The sequence below is a fragment of the Bradyrhizobium sp. BEA-2-5 genome, from assembly GCF_032918025.1.
GTDB lineage: Bacteria > Pseudomonadota > Alphaproteobacteria > Rhizobiales > Xanthobacteraceae > Bradyrhizobium > Bradyrhizobium pachyrhizi.
This window is the reverse complement of record NZ_CP136629.1, coordinates 7231610-7249615: the sequence shown is the minus strand read 5'-3', so window position 1 is coordinate 7249615 and position 18006 is coordinate 7231610. Positions and strand designations below refer to the sequence as shown.

16 protein-coding genes and 2 pseudogenes are annotated in these 18006 nt (G+C 58.2%); 9 read left to right on the top strand and 9 right to left on the bottom strand.

The window, feature by feature from the left end:
• Window positions 1-41: 41 nt before the first annotated feature.
• Genes RX327_RS33780 through RX327_RS33770 form a run of 3 tightly spaced genes read right to left on the bottom strand, consistent with a single transcriptional unit; the run spans window position 42 to window position 2898 of the window.
• Window positions 42-704 carry a CpaD family pilus assembly lipoprotein gene (locus RX327_RS33780; protein ID WP_283088543.1) on the bottom strand — a complete coding sequence of 221 codons (663 nt, stop codon included), beginning with the start codon at window positions 702-704 and terminating at the stop codon, window positions 42-44.
• A gap of 9 nt (window positions 705-713) precedes the next feature.
• Window positions 714-2180 (bottom strand): type II and III secretion system protein family protein, encoded by a 1467-nt coding sequence (locus RX327_RS33775; protein ID WP_410712109.1) that lies wholly within the window; start codon window positions 2178-2180, stop codon window positions 714-716.
• Window positions 2181-2208: 28 nt separating this feature from the next.
• The gene (locus RX327_RS33770; RefSeq protein WP_283088542.1) at window positions 2209-2898 is read right to left on the bottom strand and encodes a response regulator transcription factor; all 690 of its coding nucleotides are present in this window, start codon (window positions 2896-2898) and stop codon (window positions 2209-2211) included.
• 583 nt (window positions 2899-3481) lie between these two features.
• On the opposite strand from RX327_RS33770, the gene RX327_RS33765 reads away from it, so the two are divergent.
• Window positions 3482-3700 carry a hypothetical protein gene (locus tag RX327_RS33765; protein ID WP_317248480.1) on the top strand — a complete coding sequence of 73 codons (219 nt, stop codon included), beginning with the start codon at window positions 3482-3484 and terminating at the stop codon, window positions 3698-3700.
• Window positions 3701-3779: 79 nt separating this feature from the next.
• Window positions 3780-3938: pseudogene (locus RX327_RS39425) on the top strand (DUF6538 domain-containing protein); the annotation flags it as partial.
• Here the strand turns inward: RX327_RS39425 and RX327_RS33760 are convergent.
• The gene (locus RX327_RS33760) at window positions 3933-4421 is read right to left on the bottom strand and encodes a hypothetical protein (protein WP_317248479.1); all 489 of its coding nucleotides are present in this window, start codon (window positions 4419-4421) and stop codon (window positions 3933-3935) included. The pseudogene RX327_RS39425 and the gene RX327_RS33760 overlap by 6 nt on opposite strands.
• A gap of 8 nt (window positions 4422-4429) precedes the next feature.
• On the opposite strand from RX327_RS33760, the gene RX327_RS33755 reads away from it, so the two are divergent.
• Entirely contained in the window at window positions 4430-5173 is a 744-nt protein-coding gene (locus RX327_RS33755) for a site-specific integrase (RefSeq protein ID WP_317248478.1), read from the top strand.
• On the opposite strand, the gene RX327_RS33750 is transcribed toward RX327_RS33755, so the two are convergent.
• The gene (locus tag RX327_RS33750; RefSeq protein WP_317248477.1) at window positions 5170-5703 is read right to left on the bottom strand and encodes an Lrp/AsnC family transcriptional regulator; all 534 of its coding nucleotides are present in this window, start codon (window positions 5701-5703) and stop codon (window positions 5170-5172) included. The genes RX327_RS33755 and RX327_RS33750 overlap by 4 nt on opposite strands.
• A 160-nt stretch (window positions 5704-5863) precedes the next feature.
• Between RX327_RS33750 and RX327_RS33745 the strand changes: the two genes are divergently transcribed.
• The 5 genes from RX327_RS33745 to RX327_RS33725 all read left to right on the top strand — a co-directional run bounded on the left by RX327_RS33745 (window position 5864) and on the right by RX327_RS33725 (window position 10069).
• Window positions 5864-6736 (top strand): DMT family transporter, encoded by an 873-nt coding sequence (locus RX327_RS33745; protein WP_317248476.1) that lies wholly within the window; start codon window positions 5864-5866, stop codon window positions 6734-6736.
• A 250-nt stretch (window positions 6737-6986) separates the two neighbouring features.
• The gene (locus RX327_RS33740) at window positions 6987-7397 is read left to right on the top strand and encodes a hypothetical protein (RefSeq protein ID WP_317248475.1); all 411 of its coding nucleotides are present in this window, start codon (window positions 6987-6989) and stop codon (window positions 7395-7397) included.
• Window positions 7279-8034, top strand: a complete 756-nt coding sequence (locus RX327_RS33735) for a UvrD-helicase domain-containing protein (RefSeq protein WP_410712108.1) — start codon at window positions 7279-7281, stop codon at window positions 8032-8034. The genes RX327_RS33740 and RX327_RS33735 overlap by 119 nt, the downstream gene beginning before the upstream one ends.
• Before the next feature lie 435 nt (window positions 8035-8469).
• A complete protein-coding gene (locus tag RX327_RS33730) occupies window positions 8470-8805 on the top strand; it encodes a helix-turn-helix transcriptional regulator (protein ID WP_283088535.1) in 336 nt (111 codons plus the stop codon).
• Window positions 8795-10069, top strand: coding sequence for a HipA domain-containing protein (locus RX327_RS33725; RefSeq protein ID WP_317248473.1), 1275 nt, complete (start codon window positions 8795-8797; stop codon window positions 10067-10069). The genes RX327_RS33730 and RX327_RS33725 overlap by 11 nt, the downstream gene beginning before the upstream one ends.
• Window positions 10070-10270: 201 nt before the next feature.
• On the opposite strand, the gene RX327_RS33720 is transcribed toward RX327_RS33725, so the two are convergent.
• Window positions 10271-13684 (bottom strand): autotransporter domain-containing protein, encoded by a 3414-nt coding sequence (locus RX327_RS33720; RefSeq protein ID WP_317248472.1) that lies wholly within the window; start codon window positions 13682-13684, stop codon window positions 10271-10273.
• Between the two features lie 909 nt (window positions 13685-14593).
• On the opposite strand from RX327_RS33720, the pseudogene RX327_RS33715 reads away from it, so the two are divergent.
• A pseudogene (locus RX327_RS33715) lies at window positions 14594-15924 on the top strand (MFS transporter).
• A gap of 223 nt (window positions 15925-16147) precedes the next feature.
• On the opposite strand, the gene RX327_RS33710 reads toward RX327_RS33715, so the two are convergent.
• The 3 genes from RX327_RS33710 to RX327_RS33700 form a co-directional block, all read right to left on the bottom strand.
• Window positions 16148-16543, bottom strand: coding sequence for a hypothetical protein (locus RX327_RS33710; RefSeq protein WP_317248471.1), 396 nt, complete (start codon window positions 16541-16543; stop codon window positions 16148-16150).
• 401 nt (window positions 16544-16944) lie between these two features.
• Window positions 16945-17202, bottom strand: coding sequence for a hypothetical protein (locus tag RX327_RS33705; RefSeq protein ID WP_317248470.1), 258 nt, complete (start codon window positions 17200-17202; stop codon window positions 16945-16947).
• Entirely contained in the window at window positions 17189-17758 is a 570-nt protein-coding gene (locus RX327_RS33700) for a type II toxin-antitoxin system HicB family antitoxin (RefSeq protein WP_280973388.1), read from the bottom strand. The genes RX327_RS33705 and RX327_RS33700 overlap by 14 nt, the downstream gene beginning before the upstream one ends.
• Between the last annotated feature and the right edge of the window lie 248 nt (window positions 17759-18006).

Genomic DNA, 18006 nt, shown 5'->3' with positions numbered 1-18006 from the left:
GCCTTGTGGGGACCTCGCACTGTGGGTAACGGATGTTGGCGCTATCGAGAGGGTTGCACGGCCTGGGTGCCGGCTGACGTGGGATCTGCCGACGCCTTGTTGCTAGGTGTGCCCAAGTTGCTGTTATTGCCTGTCGCGAAGATTTTGTATGTGGCAACCGGAATGGCCGCCCGATTCCCATCACTTGGCATGACGACCTGATTGTCAAGCAAGTCGTGCGGATCGTTGACCATGATCGCAAGGTTATTGCGGATCGAGCAGCCAAGCGTCGGGTCGAAAGAATTGTCGTTCACTGATGGGCCGACGATTGACATCGAAGGACAGACCGGAGGGTGTGCCTCATACGTCGTCGCCTCGATTCGAGCGGCAAAGCCATCGCGCCGGTCGATGGATGGGCCGTACAGGCGGATGTTGTAAGCGTCGACGCCCATTGCGCGGGCCTCATGGGCTATCTGCGCTCCGAGCCGGGGTGAGGCGGCGATGTCGAGGTGGAGCGCGTCGCGCCGACCGCGACTGGTACGTGCGATGAAATCCCACAGGCGCCGCCGTTCGGACCCTCGAAGGCTCTGTAGCAGTAAAACGTTCCTCTCCTTTTGAACCAGGACCGCCTGCGCGGCCGGCTCGAGATAGGTTGGGCCCGTGCTTGTACAGCCACCTAGACTGGCCGTCAGAGCGATCAGGGGGCCCACAATTCGCGGTGTCATTGTCGATCCTCATTCGATGATGTGGCCGGTACGCCGTGTCGCGCTTGGTACGCTGGTCGAGGGAGCGCCGTGGTCAGTCGGGCGAGTTGCCATCGTGTTCGTCAGACTGCGCGCCAGGTCTGAGGGCGGTGCGATGCGGTCGGTAGGGGCACTCATCTGCCGCGTGTTCGATCTTGGTCGCACAACGTAAGGCGTGACGATAATTACGAGTTCCGTCTCCTCCTTTTGAAAAGAGGATGAACGAAACAGCGCACCAAGAATCGGCACGTCACCCAGCCAAGGGAAAGTCGTGATATCCGTATTGAAGTTACGGCGGATTAGCCCGCCGATTGCAAAGCTTTGGCCGCTGGCGAGCTCGACGACCGTGTTGGCACGCCGGGTGGAAAGCGCCGGCACGGAGATGCCGTTGATGGTAACAGCGCCTTGCGCCGATAGCTCGCTGACTTCAGGCTTTACGCGGATATTGATTTGATTGTTACTGAGAACGGTCGGCACAAACTCCAGGCTGACGCCGAAGTGGCGGAACTCGACGGAGACCTGGCGATTGTCCTGCAACACCGGGATAGGAAATTCGCCGCCGGCCAGGAAGCTGGCGGATTCGCCGGACATTGCGGTGAGGTTCGGTTCAGCGAGAACTGAGGCAAGGCGCTCATGGGCCAGTGCATCGAGTACAGCGCTGACGTTGACACCGCCGGCGTTGAAACCGATCTTTGCCGTACCGCCGCCCTGGGCCGCGCCGGTACCACCCCCACTGCCACTGATCAAGCCGAGCGTGAAAGGGCCAGCTTGACCGGAAGCGGAGAGGTTGACGCCGAGCTCCTTCATGGCGCTGCGGGAGACCTCCGCCACACGCACGCTCAGATTAACCTGCAATGACCCGGCCACCTGGATCTTGTTGACGACGAGGGCGCCCGTACCGAGAAACTGCTCGGTGACTTTGACCGCGCTATCGACGATCTCCGCATTGGGCGCTGTACCGCTCAGGATGGCGCCGCGCGGGGTGTAGCTGACCTGGATCGGATAGTCGCCGACCTGGGCTTTCAGCGTGGCACGCAGGTCCTCGATCGGCTGGGAAACGACGACACGCAGTTCGGCGAGCGCTTCCCCGTTGTCGTTCAGCGCGAACAGGCTGGTTCGTCCGGATTTCTTGCCAAAAACGAAGATGGTCTTGTTCGACGGCGCCTGATAGTCCGCGATCGTGGGATCAGCGACAAAGATGCTCGCAGCTGGCGCGGGCAGATGAATTGTCTTACCGAGCGAGGAGGAAATGTTCAGCGTACCGCTGATGCCCTCAGGAGCCGCACGCGGGGGTCCCCCTCCATCATCTCGTTTGATCTGAGCTACGGCAGCAGGCGGGGATAGCAGAACGATCACGCACAGGAGCTGCGAAAGACAAGCAAGCAAGCCGGACGAAAGGGCGTTGGTGGCGATCGGTCCTCGATTGACGCCAGCATGCTTATCAAGAACGAGTTTCAAGATGGTCGCTTCTCTCAAGTGCAAGTGACTACGCGGCCGACGCCGCACATTTCAATTCCAGGACGTAGCCGATCCCGCGCGCGGTCGTAATTTGCAATGTCGCGCCGGCCTGACTCAAATGACCGCGTAAACGATAGATTCCGACTTCAAGCGCATTGGTTGAGACTTCGTTGTCAAATGCATAGAGGCTGTCCTCCAACGAAGAGCGCGCTACGGTGCGCCCTGCGCGGCTGAGCAGATGTTCAAGAATGCACACCTCGCGGCGCGCGATCCTCAGCGGCCGACCATTAACGTAGGCCTGCCGACCGATCGGATCGAATCTTAGATTGCCGAAAGCAACGACGGGCGCCGTCATTTGCGTTGCTCGGCGCAATGTGGCGCGCATGCGCGCGATGAGTTCATCGGTAGACACGGGCTTGGGCAGGAAGTCGTCCGCGCCGCCATTGAAGATCGCGATACGCCTGCCGAGCTCGTTACAGCTGCTCATTATCAGGGCAGGCATCGAATGTCCGTCGCGTCTCAACTGTTTCAGCCAATCCAATCCGTTTCCGTCCGGGAGAACCAACTCGAGCAGGAGAATGTCATAGCTGGCGCAACCAAAAGCGGCGGCTGCCTCATCGAGAGTGTACGCTACGTCAACGGCAAAACCGCAATCCGAGAGCGCGTCGTGTACAATGCGCACTGGGTCCGTTTCATGATCAACCAGTAGCGTTCGCATTCATCACCTCTTCTCAAGTCGTGCCAAGAACGCTGAGAAAATCACCCTGGAACTTGACCCGCGAGCGAAATTGAGCGTTCCCCGCTTGCGCGTAAATGTTGGCAGCCGGAATGGACTAAGCAGAGCCGTACTGGCCAACCGAACACCTGATCCGGCCCATTGCTAGCTCGAGTCCTATTCCCGGCGGCCTGTGGCTCGCATGCAGCATAAATGGCGTCCAATCTGGATTGGCTGCAGGAGCACAGATCGCGATCAATCAAATGTAGCGACAAGCTTGGCGGCACCTCGTCCATCGCCACGACAATTTTGGAAGTTGTTGTCGACATTGTGAGTTATGATTGCGAGAAACACATGAGTTGGTGAAATCGATTGTTTGGATGAAATGCATTTACATGGCGGATCGATAACAAGGCGATTCTGTGGTCTGGACCAGATCGATCGATGTTCTGAACACCGACTGCTATTGCACGGCGTCGGGATTGAATGGCTACAGAGCATAATGGGCATGTGCGTCGCCGACTTGCCGGGCCTCACGCAGCCGGTAGATGTTCCGTAGCCAAGCGACCAGGCCGTGGCATCCCTGATGGATGCGGTTCTGGCCGATCTGAGCAGCAGCACCTCGGCAAGTGCCGCCGCGCACGCGTGTCCATCGCCCGATGCGATGACCGGCGCGGTGCGAGAAATGCAGAAGGTCGAACTTGCCTCCCATCTTGTAGGCCCTGATCTTCTCGAGCGGATCGACTTGGCCCTCTCAAGGCTGAAACAGGGGGTCGATTCCCCTAGGGAGCGCCAGCGGCTCTAGAAAGCGCTGAGAATTCAAAAACATCTAGCAAATCATGGCTTTGACTGCGCTCCGGTGGTAGCACTTGGACGTAGCTTTGATGCGCGCGCTGATGGGAATGATCAAGGATAGACACGGGACTTATTACGTCCAGCGGAGGGTGCCAGAACGATTGCAAGAGGCAGTCGCCCGCGTGCTCAATTCAGGCCGGGATCGCCAAGTCTTCCTCAAGAAGTCGCTAGGGACCAAGAACCTAAAGGCGGCCAACGTGGCCGCAACGCACGTCCTCGCAGACTTCGACCGGACGCTTGCAGATGCTGAGGCGCTGCTGAAGGAACGCCCCGTCATCCCGTCCCTGACCGATGCGCAGATAAAGCGCATGGCTGAAGCATACTACGCGGCCAGATTGGCGACTGACGAGGAGGAGCGCCGCGAGGGCACTGGCTCCGAGCCTTTGTTCCAAAGCATTGCGGAGCAACTCAGTGCGGCCGGTATCAAGTATCAAACCCCATTTGCCGTTGGCGTGATGCCAGAGGCGGGCTTGTCGGACCGCGAAGTTCTGAAGCGCGCAGGCACACTGGAATACGAGTTGGCCATCGTCCCTCCTGCCTTGGCTCGAGGTGACATCAGCGTCATCCGAGAGGAGCTGGACGAACTGATGAATGATTTTCAACTCAACCTTGACCCCAAAAGCGAGTCGTACCGAAAGCTCGGCATGGCGGTGTGCCTTGGTCTGACCCATTTAGCGAGATGCGACTGGAAGAGGATCAGTCTGAGCGAGAGCCCTTTGACGCCCGCGACCTCCAAACCATCTTCAACGCGCCGCTCTTCACCGAGCACAATCTCCCCATCGGCGCGAAGGGCGAGGCAGGGATATGGTTGCCGTTGCTCGCACTCTTCACTGGCGCGCGCCAAGCTGAGTACGCTGGCCTTCGTGTCTCTGATGTCCGTGAGGATGAGGAGACAGGCGTTCCGCTCATGTGGTTCACGAGGGATACCAAGGCAGGACGAAGGCCCAAGACGAAGACATCCGAGCGCGTCGTTCCCGTACACCCCCTGCTTACAAAACTGGGTTTTCTTAATTACGTCGCTACACGGCGCAAAGAGGGTGAGCGCGCTTGGCTGTTCCCTACAGTAGCTCCTGATCAGAAGGGCGCTCTTAGTGCTTGGTCGAAGTGGTGGGGCCGGTATTTGCGTAACCACGTCGGCATCAACGACCGTAACAAAGTGTACCATAGCTTCCGCCATGGCTTTCAGGACGCACTCCGGCGCACCACACCTGACGAGGAGCTGCGCGATGCTTTAACAGGACGAAGCAGCGGCAAGTCGGTTGGCCGAACCTATGGCGCCAAGGAGATGTTGCGGCGTTGGGGTGCCAAACCCTCAAGCGAGCAGTCGATGACATCTCGTATCCCGGTCTGGACCTGTCGCACATTCGTACGTCAGGGCCTGTTAAGCGCACGCGCGACATCAAGAAATAGTCCACGCGTTTAGTCCTCAACCGGGAGCTCAGTCGTAGATTTGGTTTCTGAGAGGACGATTTCACTCGTGTAAGCGCGAACGCCGGGAGCGACTTTCAACATGCGACGCGCAAACTCTTGGTAGTGAGCGACATCTCTACTGCGAACCAACAAGATGTAGTCCGTATCACCCGCAATTAGCATGCACTGCATTACGCGGGGCGAAGCCATCATGCGCGCTTCGAAGCTGTGCATCATTGCCTCAGTAGGTCCATCGAGCTTCAGGCGCACAACAGTAAGCAATGGGTAACCCATAGCTTCGGCGGACAGCAGGGATACCGTACGCTTGACTACACCGGCACTCCTCAACCGGCGGACACGCTTCAGGCACGCCGGAGGAGACAAGCCGACTTGATCGGCTAACACCTGGTTCGCAATCAGCCCATCCACTTGCAACGAGCGGAGAATGCGCCTGTCAATCGCGTCCAGCGCGAAGCTAGAGCCTTCGCCGGGCTTTTCATTTCGAAAGCCAAGCCGCCGCTTTGTGCGTTTAGATTTCTTCATACGTCAGTTATAGGGCCAAAAACCTAGATTTTCACGTCAAAAAAGAAATCATGATCTTGCAGGTTCGCGCTACATACTCCGCATGAACACACAAGCTCTCCAGCTCGAAACGCAGGGACCGCTTTCCACGCGAAGCCCGTCTGCGCGCGACATCGCTTACATGCTGGTGCTTGCGGTGCTTTGGGGCCTTTCAATCCCGGTCACGAAGTACGGCCTCCAATCAGTGCCACCGCTGACCCTGACTGCGATGCGTTTTGCTGTCGCAGTGGTTCTCCTGTTCCTTTGCTCGGTCGGTAAGCCAGCGCTGGGCCTCAACGCTCTTCCTCACGCTGCCGCCCTTGGTGTTTTGGGGATTGGAGTAGGTCAAGTCTCTCAGGCCTTTGGCATCAAAGGAACGACGGCCTCCGTTGGTACGATCATATCGGCCACAATTCCTATCTTCGTGGTGGTTTTCGCAGCGCTTCGTCTCGGGCAGCGGGTAACAGGGCGCCAACAGCTTGGACTGTTAGCGGCGTTTCTCGGCATTGGTTTGGTCGCGCTTGGACGCGAGCAGGGAGCTGGCAGTGTGCTCTCTTCTGGCGTGGCGGGCGCCCTTTGGATGCTGGTGTCGGCGTTCGCGATTGCGTTTTACTATGTTTGGAGTGTCGAGCTTACGAGAAAATATGACACCATTGCTGTAGCAGCGTGGAGCACCCTCTTCGGCTTTTTGGCGCTGCTGCCATGGTGCGCGTGGGAGATGTCGCAAACTTCTGTTCACGTCACGGCTGGAGCGTTGGGTGCCGCCGTGTACTTGGGCACCGCCGTCAGCGTCATAGGTCTCTTCTTGTGGCTCTACATCTTGAAAACCGTTTCTGCCCCTGTTGCGGCAAGCGTTCAATATCTTCAGCCCGTCTTTGGCATTGCCGCCGCCGCTGCGATGTTTGGGGACAGGCTTGGTCTGCTTTTCGGCGCAGGAGTAGTGCTGATCCTCACCGGCCTTGCTCTTGCTGTAGCCGCTCGCGGCAAGGCTGACGAAGCAGTGCCGCACGAATGAGCCTGATATTCTTCAAGCTGATTTACCGCCACTACTCATCCTCTCAGCCTCTTTGGCAGGACGTCGATGGGGAGATGCAATAGGTGGCTGGTTAGTCGGTTTGCCGTTGACGTCGGGTCCAGTCGCAGCCTTTCTTGCTGTCCAATACGGTGCGGATTTTGCTGCGACCGCTACAAGTGGCTCGCTGGTCGGCACCGCTGCGCAGGCCTGCTTCAGCCTTGGGTATGCGTCACTGGCCCGACAAGGCTGTATGGCAGCCCTATTGGTGGGAGCGGCGGCCTATGCAGTTGCAGGTCTCCTGCTTCAGTTTTTGCCGCTGCCGCATTGGGGCTTCTTTCTCGTTGCGTTTACCACGTTTACGCTCAAGAACGTGGAAGAGATCCGGCACAAGCTGATTAAGCTAAACGGATGCGTGCCGCCGGAGATCACGATCTATCCGTGGTACACCTTCGTCCTTCACGAGATGGTGCGCCCTTATCAAGGCTGCGTTCATCAAGAGCGGGTCGCAGGCGTTCACTTCGCCAAGGGCGCCACGCGTACCTATGTCCAGAAGGCGGACGTTCGCTCGCCTCATTGCACAGCAAGGCAAAATCGCCGAGGCGATCGGAGATGGGAAAGTCATTCGCAGGTTGAACGATATGTTTGCCCACATCTTGGTTGATGAGGTGCAGAACCTTGCTGGATTTGACATCGATGTCCTGGAGCTGCTGCTCCGCTCTACCATTGCCATGTCTCTCGTCGGCGATATTCGCCAGTCGACCTACCGCACCAGCTACGCGACAAAGAACAAGAAGTTTTGCGGACGCGGCTTCGTTCTGAAGGCCGGAGCCTGGCAGAAGGCGGGTCTCTGTGAAGTGACTTACATGGCGCAAAGCCGCCGTTGCATCCAACCGATCTGTGACGTGGCCGACCTCATTTTTCTCGATCTCCCCAAAGCTCAATCGAAGAACGAGCGTCAGACCGTGCACGACGGCGTCTTCGTGGTGCGGACGATCCACATCGAGAAATACCGGAGGCAGTATCGGCCGCAAGTGCTGCGGCTCGACCGGCGGTTTGGCACCGATCTCCCGGCCGAGAACTTTGGCATGGTCAAAGGTCTCGGTTTTGAGCGTGTTCTGATCATTCCGTATGGAGGGATCACCAAGTGGCTCCGCACAGGTAAGGTGGAGCACGTTGCCGGATCGGCAGACGAGGTCTATGTCGGCATTACCCGCGCCTATCTGAGTGTCGCTTTTATCCACGACGGTGATGTTGCCGTGCCGGGAATCTCTGTCTTTGAACCACAGGCTCAAGAATGACCCATGGTGCTCGTGTTAGAATGCCGCGATGACCGAATCCCCACCCGAATAGGACCAGCCCCGCCCAGCCGGGATCATGGCGCGAAACATTGCCGATCCTTTGAAGCTGTCCTGCCTCCAATTGCACGGCGTATCCGCAGAATGATCCAGCGGCTCGGACCGGCAATGCGAGTTCGCGCCATGCCGTCGGCCACGGCGCGGCAGCACCTGAAACCTACACGATGGTGCGAGCCCTTCAGGCTCTGCTTACCCTCGATCAGCTGGCCTTTTACACTGATGCGTGCCGGTGAGGCGCGCTGGTTCCCCTTCTAAGCGATCTATAAATAGATCACGAAGGCTTAAATGATCTGTTTATAAATCATTATCTTGACATTAGTTCCGTGATGGTCTATAGATAGACCATGAGGCCTCTTATGCCCCATTTATGGATCAAGCGTGCCCAAGACCAACCGTCCTGTTTCACCCTATGCCGCCGATGCCGCGATCCGGCTCGGTCAGCTCATTCGCCGCGGGCGCATTGACCGCCACATGACGGTCGGTGCCCTGGCGGAACGGGCAGGGGTCTCGCGTGGCCTCATGCAACGCATCGAGGCGGGCGACACCGGCTGCGCCATTGGTGCCGTATTCGAGGCTGCGGCAATTGTCGGCGTGCGCCTGTTCGATGCCGGCCAGGTGACGATGTCGCGCGATGTCGAATCCAGCCGCGAAGTGATGGCCTTACTTCCCAAAGCGATCCGCAGCCACCGAACCGAGCCCGATGATGACTTCTGAGCAAAGACATGCCTATGTATGGGTTTGGTTGCCGGACAGCATGCAACCTGTCGTCGCGGGTCTTTTGTCCGCGAGCGGCAAGCAACTCGTCTACAATTACGGGCAGAGCTATCTCCGCCGGAACAATGCGATCCCGCTTTATGAGCCGGAATTGCCGCTCAAAAGCGGCGTCCTTCCGCTCCTTAACGGGCTCAACATGCCCAACTGCATTCGCGACGCGGCACCCGACGCGTGGGGCCGACGCATCATCATCAATCGCAAATTCGGTTCAGGCGGAAAAGATGTCGATCCCGGCAGCCTCGACGAGCTGACCTATCTTATGGAGTCCGGATCGGACCGTATCGGCGCGCTCGATTTTCAAGCATCTGCGTCGGACTATGTACCCCGCGAAAGCGCCGAAGTGTCGCTTGATGAACTCCTGGACGCTGCAACGCTGGTTGAAAAAGGAGTGCCGCTGACAGCGGAACTCGACCGGGCGCTTCTTCTCGGAAGCTCCATCGGCGGCGCACGGCCAAAAGCCATGATCACGTCCGGCAACAAGAAATTCGTGGCGAAGTTCTCGTCGCAGAACGACCTTTTCGGCGTGGTGAAAGCCGAATTCGTCGCCATGCGCCTTGCATCCATCATCGGTCTCACCGTCGCGCCCGTGGGCCTCAAACGCGCCGCCGGGAAGGATGTGCTGCTCATCGAGCGCTTCGACCGCGAAAAAGCCCAGGAAGGCTGGCGCCGCAAGTCCATGGTCTCGGCGCTCACGCTGCTTGAGCTCGACGAAATGATGGCCCGCTACGCGAGCTACGAGCAGCTTGCGACCGTCATTCGACACCGCTTCACGTCACCCAAAGAGACCTTGAAGGAACTCTTTGGCAGGCTCGTGTTCAACATCCTGTCCGGCAACACTGACGACCACGCGCGAAACCATGCCGCGTTCTGGAACGGTGCGGCACTTACGCTCACGCCTGCCTATGACATCTGTCCCCAGAATCGGACGGGCGGGGAGGCATCGCAGGCCATGTTGATCATGGGGCAGGAGCGTGCGAGCCAAATCGCGCTCTGCCTGAAAGCCGCGCCCTTGTTCCTGCTCAATGAGGGGGAAGCGATCCTTATCGCGACCGCGCAAATCAAGACCATCAAGGAACGCTGGGCGCAGGTGTGCGACGAGGCCGCGCTCAGCGAGGTCGACCGGAATTTCCTGTGGCGCCGCCAGTTCTTCAATCCCTATGCGTTCATCGACGCGCCCGAGGCTATCACGCGCCTCGTCGGTTAAAGGCGCTGTCGGATAGATCGTCAGCGTTGATAAAAAGCGCTGCTTGCCCTCGAGCGAGTTCGCTCCGACATCCCGCTAGACGCCAGCAACGGCGTTCAGGCAGGCTGACCTCGATTGCGTAAGTTCTTGTCGACGAGATCTGGATTGAAATAACGTGATCTCATTGCTGTGCAGCACGCGGGCCGAAATGCTGCGTGCGTATCAGAACTTCACGTTGAAGGTGGCATTCAGTCCGTTCTGGGTGATGCCTGAACCGAACTGCCCCTGGTAGGCGATGCCAAGGGTGCTGTTGCTCGAAAGCTGGAAGTCCAACCCGGATTCGACGAGTGCCATGTCCTTGCCAATGGATAGGCCTGAAGCTGCAAAAGGGCTGGAGCCAGCAGCAAAGCTGGCGGTCGACAGCGGAATGAGGTCGCCTATGGCATGACGCCAGCCAATATCGGCTCGCGCAGTCGTGGCTATCTGGCCAAGTTGAAAACGGGTGGTCGCATAAACGCCGAGAGTGGAGAGCGTCGTATCCATCGTGTCAGGGTGAACACTAAGCGCCGCTCCGTTCAATCCCCTCTCGCTAAAGCTGTCCGTCGCCGCGCGAACATGGGCGAGACTGGCATAGGGCTTGATCACCGAATACTTACCGAGATGGACTTTATAGCCGAGTTCTCCAAAAATCTGGAACGTGCCTGCATCGTAATCCGAGATCAAGTTGTCGTTGAAGCCCGGGAACCGAACGTTGCGGCTCATCTCAAGATCGTGCCATGTATAGGCAAGCCCTGAGCGGAAAGCGATGGCCCCTTCTGGCACGGTCCACTCGGTGCCGGCATAGGTTCCGAACGTGTAATTGTCGCTGCGGCCTGACGAGGAAGCAGCGCCAACCTTGAAAGTGGAACGGCTATAGCCCGCAAGGACACCGACGCGCCAGTCATCAAATACTGGCGTGTCGATCCCGGTCATGAGGCCGCTAATGGTGGATCTGGTGCTTGCCCCATTGCTATCACCTGATTGGGTCGTCCATCCGCCAAAGGCAGAACCCCACGCCGCATAGCCTCGCAGGTCATAAGAGGGCAGGTCAGAGGAAGCCGGGCCGACCAGGCCTGTGGCAGATGCAGAATTGCCGTGCGACCTGTTCTGCTCAGGACCATAACCCATCACCGCCATCGCTGAGGTTGGCGCGCCGCCAAACGCCTGTTCGAGACGGTTGTAGACTGCCGAACGCGCATAGTAGCTGTCATTGACACGTCTGCCCTGCTCCGACGCATAGATGGACGGAGAAAGTTGACGCAGCCCAGATGTCACCGCCGTGCCGTCCGGCGCTGAAAAGTCGAGCGCCGCGACGAGTGGGTGCAGCCCTATAGCCGCGTTGCCAGCTACTCGATCGAGCGCCGCGCCCACCCGGCGGCTGTTGGCATCGGCTCCATAACGCGAATAGGCATCGGATGGGCGGGAGAGTGTCAAGGCGTAGGTGTTGTCGCCTTGAGCCGTTGCACTCGCCAGCAAGGTTGGGGATTGCAGGGCTGTCGTCACGTTCGCGAACGAGCCTGTGAGATTTGTTGCATTCAGCCACTGATCGGAGGAGACGTTAAAGCCGTTACCATACCAGCCACGCTGCGGGGTGATCGTGAGCGTACCATCGAGCGTCGCATTGCCATTCACCTCGAGATGGCTGAACGCGCCAGTATCGTTTACGGCGACCTGCAAGCGACCGGTCGAGGTTTGCAGATAGTCGCCATACACCTTGATGCTGTTGTCAAGGCCGCCGATGAGGGGCGCGACAGCACCGCTGTTGGTGAAGCGACCACTAGCATTGAGCAGATAACTGCCGTTACCGGACAGGGTTGCACCTTGCGCGACACTTGCGTCATACACCTCGTGATTGCCAGTCAACGTCGTGGCGCCACCGCCGAACTGCAGCGAAAGATTGTTACGTCCGACGATATTACCGTCGTAGCGGGTTACAAAATTTGCGTCGGGCTCCTGCGTTGAGTGACCGTTCGCATCAGGCTTCAACCCGAACGTAAATTTGGTCAGACGCGGAGCACCGTTCTCATCAACCTGGTTGTAGTCAGACAGGATGTGCCCCGACATCATTGCGCCACGCATCACATTGATCTCGCCGACGTAACCATTGTTCGACATGTACATCGCTGCATGATTGCCAGCCAGGCGCCCGGTCAGATCGAACTTGCTGACGAGCGGACCGTCGATTTCGCTCAGCATCGGGGCCGGTTTGGTGCCAATCGTGCGAATATACGAACCACGATATTCATCGTCATTGCCCATCGCATTGTTACCAAAATCGAAACTTGTCGCGATGCCACGCTCACCGAGAGCCTGTACGTCCCCGCGCTGAGTCAGCGTGTGATCCTTGCCATAGGCGAACATGACACCGCGCCCATTCGCGCCGTCGGCGTACACGCGGGTCCCAGGCGGAATTATGATCTGATTGTCTTCGCCGTCGACGCGGATGCCGGCGCCACCTGCTCCTTTCGAAAGCAGGTCGGCGCGCTGGACCACAGTGTTGCCGCTGCCATAAACGTGTAGTCCCAGTCCGGGCGAAGCCGTATTGTACGTATTTGGCAGATAGGCGGTACCGTCAGCATTCCGAGCGAAAAACGGATTGTCGTTTATCAGATCGCGACCAGTGCCATAGATGGAGTAACCAAATAGATTACGCCGATCAATGCTTTGGCCGGTGTCCTGGAAGGCGGCGATCTCCGCCTCCATCGGGGCGGTGTAGTTCCGGTATTGCTGGTGGCTCAACAGGCTGTTCTTAAGCTCGCTATGCGAGACAAAGGGGACATCCAGCCGGCCGTCCTCAGTCATCACTCGAACCGGAATACCTGGCATGGCACCGGCCAGCACTTCACTCACATGCTTCCCGGCAAAATAGCCCCGATCGTGGCGCAGGTCGAAAACGTTCTCAGCTGGCGGGTTCACGCACAGCGAGCAATAGATCACCTGCCCCGGCCTGGCTTGTTTGCCGTTGTCGTCATACAAATGGTTAGTCCAGGCATTTATCGCCTTAGGGAAGTACGGTGATATCGGCTCGGTGGGCCAACCGTCATAACCGTCAATGGTACCGGCCATTCCCAGCTGATGAGCGAACTCATGAATCATAACAGGTGCCAGGCCGATCTTCGGCGTCATTGGCAATTGCGAAGGAATGTATGCTTCGGATGAAAATCCCATTTCGCCGATCGCAATCATACCATGCGCGCCATGGTTCAACTCGCCCGGATTCTGACCGGTGACTGCCGCCTGCACCTTGTTCTCGCCATCAGGCGACCTCTGGACTGAGGCCCATGCCGTATTGCCCTGAATTCCGCCGATGTTGACGACGGCAGGCGACTGCCCGGGTTTGACCCTTATTATTTCGGCCCAATAGCGGATCGCTGCGAGCGAATGGTCCGTTTCCCATTGCGGTAGATTCCGAACTGAATACGCCGGCTCGCCACCTCCGCCACAACAGAAAGGGCCATCTCCGGGACCAAATATTCGTGCTCGGATGAAGGACACGCCGTTCGAATCTCTAACATCGTAAGTTTCAACCGCTCTACTGGGGGAATCCAGCAAAGCACTAGCGGCAAGCACGATAGTCGTAATTGTCTTCGTCTTCATTTACAGATTCTGTTCGAGGTCTTGATTTCCGGCGTGCTTCGCCGTCCAACTTGGAGCGCGCGTGCACGCAGATGCGCCAGCGAAGCGCAGCCGTCATTGATCGGACATCGGCCTTGCGCCTTCGTAGCCCGAGTCTGGCGGTAGAACTTCAATTCGAAAGGAAGGCTAGTTTTCTGGAGGGAAGTCAGCCTTGATGAAGTCAAGTCAACTCACAAGTATGTCCCTCATTGCTGGTGACTTTGATTTCAACTTCCTCAAGCTCAAACTCTGGCACTTCACGCTTGCCATTTGCGATTCGCCGAGCCGCGGCTCGCCAGAGCGAATATGACCGCCTGATGCTTCGCGGCCGTGGCCGATGTCGAGCGTTTTCATGGGCCCCGTTAACAATGCGAGCTCCTCTTTTGATCGCAGATAAATCCTGCATTCTGCAGCGCCAATCCCGACAAAGCAGGCGGCTGCACGCAACTAACAAGCAGCTGAGCAAAAGCCGGGCCAAATCGTGATGCCTTCGCCGTACGCAACCAGATAAACGCAGCAACGTCGCGCGGCGGCCCTCCTGCATGAAAATAGGCGGTGCCCGTTCGTCGCCCTCCAATGTTGTCGCAAACTCGCCATTGCACAGGAGCAAAACGACTGCCCCGCCCGACAATCGCAGCGCGCCTTGTTCATCTTTGCTGGCGATCACCGTGATTGGTTCAAGGTTTGAATGGGGCGCGCGCAAGAGGCAGGCATTTTTGTTGCACTCATCGCCGTGAGCTTCGTCCTGGCCTGCGTCAGGCAGATGTAGAGCATCGGGACGCGAGCCCGGCCACCTCAAGCTAGACGACCTGTAGAGCAACAGAAATACAACGCGCGCGATCTGACTGGTCGAAATGGTCGGCCGGCGATCGGAGTTCAGACGGATCGGGAATGGCTAGGCAGTTTACTGGGGAGAAGCCGGAGCGTGTCCTCGTTCCGGCAGACGAGCGTTTGACCGGCCGCGCCGTGTCGGGAGCAACCATCGGCAATATTCGCGAAATCTACGCTTCCGAAGCTATAGCTTTTTCACCATCCAGATCGATCATGCATTCTTCCCGGCAAGCGACCCGTTCGCCAGCCTCATGCTGTCGCTCGCAACCTTCGGCGCTGGTTTTGTAACCAGGCCGATCGGGGCCATCGTGCTCGGCTCGTACTAGGATCGGGCCCGCCGCCGATCCGCGATGAGCGCCAGCTTTACCTTGATGAGCGTCGCCGTCCTCGTGCTGCACTTACGTCCTTGTAGGAGACAATAGGATTTGCCGCTCAGCTGCTGGTTATTTTCGCGCGTTTAGTGCAGGGCTTCTCGCTGGGCGGTGAGATTGGTCCGACAACTGCCTATTTGCTGGAAGCGGCACCGGCCGAGGGGCGCGGTCTTGCTGTCTCGTTTCAGCCTGCCAGCCAACAGATCGCTGCAACGGCCGGGGCGCTTGTTGGAGAAATACTCTCCCTGACCATGACCAGCGAGGCACTCAACGCGTACGGATGGCGGATCGCGCTCTTGCTCGGCGCCGCTACGCTGCTGCCGTTCGGATTTTGGCTGCGGAGCGGCTTGCCCGAAACGTTGCACCGGCCCCAAGCGCCGGCTCCGGGCGTTCAGCCTGTAAGAAGATTGCCTGCCACTCGCCGTATCATCAGCTTGGGATTCGTCGTCCTGGCCATTGCACGATCATCACCTACGTCACGGGATATATGACCACCTATGCACTGAACACCCTACAAGTTTCCGCGCCTCTCGCCTTTGGCACCACGCTCGTTAACAATACGGTAGGAATTGCTGCCGCGCTGCTGGGCGGCTGGCTCGCAGACCGCGCGGGCCGCCGGCACATCATTATATGGCCGCAGATCGCTGCGTTGTTGATGACCTATCCGGTGTTCTTCTGAATCTCAGAGAGCCGCAGTGCCCTCGCACTTCTCGGGGGTCTCGGCGCGCTCACCCTCATCGGAACGATTCCGTATAGCGCCTTCTATGTGAGCATGGCCGAAGGTTTACCCAAGAACATTCGTGGTGGCGCCTTCGCGATCATCTACGCTTTTGCGATAGCGATCTTCGGAGGCACAGCTCAACCAGTCGTCACCTGGCTGATCTATCTTACCGGAAGCGCGCTGGCGCCCGCTGGTACATGCTTATCGCTAGCGCGGCTGGGCTCCTTGCCATGCTCATGATGCCGGAGACGGCACCGCTCAAAATCAATAGCGCTGTAAACAAGCAAAGCCCGCCATAGCGCTGGACAATATGATCACGGTTCACTTCCGGCCGATCGCGTGACGTCTCATGCGGTCTGGCGAGAATGTAGGCTACGAAGACGATGTTGGCCATCGCGCGTGCCTTGCCGAGCTCTTTAGTCAGAGCCTTTCGGTCGCCGCCCGACAGCGGCGTGGGGTGATACTTCGGGGCCATCCGGACATCCAGGCGCAAAGAGATCGGATTGGCAAATCCGCAGCAGACTACGGCGTCTCGAATTCTGGCCAGCACCCGTCTTCCTCATGCCTGCCGGTGCGCTGCTGGCAGGTGTTGTCGAGCAGCCGCTGCGCGACGTCCTTCCAGACCGCGTTGCCACCATACAATCGGACGGCATCGGCGGTCTGGATTTCCACGGTCCGCTCGCAGCGGCGGCAGGAGACGCGCAGGACGTGGCGCTGAATTTCCGACAGACGTCGCAGCCGCATCTCGGCCTCGGTCGCGCCGGCGCGAGGGTCTTTGAGGACCGATTCCCAATATTCGGCCGGGAGGGGCGCATCCGGAGCCGCGGCGGGGGGAATCGGCCTTCGGGCCGCTTCGGCGGCCAGTTTCTCCATCTGCTTTGGGGTCGGCATGCGCCAGCTCGCGGGTCTATCGGTCATTCCGAGGTAGTGGGTCAGTTTGATTGTGGCAATCGTCCGGGATGGAAATTTGCTGGCACAGGGTGCATATTTGACCCATGAGACGCTGGCTAAAAACTGCCTTGATCATTTTCGGCATGTGCGCCGGGTGGATGGCCATTGGTTACTTGACCACCGATGACGATGAGATCGTCAAAATCGTTGCGGCGCAGAAATGACCCCCAAACGCCCCAGAGACCCCAACCAGCTCGCCAAGCGGATCATTGATATCGCTACCGGCGAGACGCCCGACCGCGACCCTACGCCAGAGGAAGAGGGCAAAGACCCGGGTGCGGTTGAGTTGGGCCGGAAGGGCGGAAAGGCGCGCGCCGGTCGCTTAACGGGCGCGCGCCGAAGTGAGATTGCGAAAAAGGCTGCGGCTTCTAGGTGGAAGCAGGATTGACGATAGAGGCGTCTACCACAAGGGCAGCCGGAGCCCCATCAGTCGCCTTTTGAATTCCAATTGACGTGACAGCAACCATCGCGCCCGGGACAAGCTCGGCCTCAGTCGGACCCATATTACCCGCTCCGAGTCCGAAGTTCATAATCAGCTGCCACTTTCCTTCATGAATCCCGGCCTGCTTGACCATAGCCGCAATCAATTCGTGGTAGGTGAACATGAATTGGCTAGGTTCCGGCATGCGCCATATCCCTACGAGAATGTCCGAAAGGCAGTTGCGTGGTGGCTGCTTCCATATGGAGTGGAATACGAAATGTATTGCCGTGGTGCGGCACCATGAACATTCCGCCATTTCCGCCTAACGTGATGACGTTGATGCTCATGCCACCGAATGCCGTTTGAGCGTAAGTCATAGCAGGTCGAGCTAGCGAACCTACGTGTTCTGCCACGCAGCTCACAATGAACTGATTTAGGCTAACACCTTCTCGGTCTGCCCAAAGCGCTGCTCGCTTATGCAGGCCCTTCGGCATTCTAAGAACAAGCTTCCCGCTGTAATCCATAGCCTCCATCGGCTCCGGAACGTTTTGTCCCTGAGCGATGGTTGCATTAACCCAATCGACTGCAACACCTTCCAGATTTTCCAACGCTTCAACGGCTGTAGCTCCGGTTGCAAAGCAACCAGGGAATTCTACGATCTCAGCGAAATAGCTGCCGTCTTCGTCTGGCGTGACCATTCGTGCGTAGGGCTGTTTAAGAATCTCCGTCACCGCCATTTTACGCTCCTTCTTCATTTTCATTTTCGGCCTCAAGCACTTCCTCCCAAGCCGCTGCATCCGCCTCAAGGTGATTAAGGACAACCTTTCGCACATGAGGTGATAGGTCTGGATTGCCTCCATGTCTCTCGATGGGAAACGCTCGATGTCGTGGAAAAGCACTCACCCACATCGGGTGATTCCCGCCGCTCACTTCCTTCCGTCCTGCCAACTTTGCCAATACCTCTAGATCGCCCGCTTTCTGCGGGCTTCGCCGAGCGGCAGCAATGTCC

Bases quoted from the DNA above. Each gene is read 5' to 3' on its own strand.
- RX327_RS33720 (WP_317248472.1), bottom strand. From the start codon at position 13,684: ATGAAGACGAAGACAATTACGACTATCGTGCTTGCCGCTAGTGCTTTG.
- RX327_RS33765 (WP_317248480.1), top strand. From the start codon at position 3,482: ATGGATGCGGTTCTGGCCGATCTGAGCAGCAGCACCTCGGCAAGTGCC.
- RX327_RS33750 (WP_317248477.1), bottom strand. From the start codon at position 5,703: ATGAAGAAATCTAAACGCACAAAGCGGCGGCTTGGCTTTCGAAATGAA.
- RX327_RS33700 (WP_280973388.1), bottom strand. From the start codon at position 17,758: ATGAAAATGAAGAAGGAGCGTAAAATGGCGGTGACGGAGATTCTTAAA.
- RX327_RS33770 (WP_283088542.1), bottom strand. From the start codon at position 2,898: ATGCGAACGCTACTGGTTGATCATGAAACGGACCCAGTGCGCATTGTA.
- RX327_RS33745 (WP_317248476.1), top strand. From the start codon at position 5,864: ATGCTGGTGCTTGCGGTGCTTTGGGGCCTTTCAATCCCGGTCACGAAG.
- RX327_RS33760 (WP_317248479.1), bottom strand. From the start codon at position 4,421: ATGGGTCAGACCAAGGCACACCGCCATGCCGAGCTTTCGGTACGACTC.
- RX327_RS33740 (WP_317248475.1), top strand. From the start codon at position 6,987: ATGGCAGCCCTATTGGTGGGAGCGGCGGCCTATGCAGTTGCAGGTCTC.
- RX327_RS33735 (WP_410712108.1), top strand. From the start codon at position 7,279: ATGTCCAGAAGGCGGACGTTCGCTCGCCTCATTGCACAGCAAGGCAAA.
- RX327_RS33710 (WP_317248471.1), bottom strand. From the start codon at position 16,543: ATGACCGATAGACCCGCGAGCTGGCGCATGCCGACCCCAAAGCAGATG.
- RX327_RS33705 (WP_317248470.1), bottom strand. From the start codon at position 17,202: ATGCCGGAACCTAGCCAATTCATGTTCACCTACCACGAATTGATTGCG.
- RX327_RS33725 (WP_317248473.1), top strand. From the start codon at position 8,795: ATGACTTCTGAGCAAAGACATGCCTATGTATGGGTTTGGTTGCCGGAC.
- RX327_RS33755 (WP_317248478.1), top strand. From the start codon at position 4,430: ATGCGACTGGAAGAGGATCAGTCTGAGCGAGAGCCCTTTGACGCCCGC.
- RX327_RS33780 (WP_283088543.1), bottom strand. From the start codon at position 704: ATGACACCGCGAATTGTGGGCCCCCTGATCGCTCTGACGGCCAGTCTA.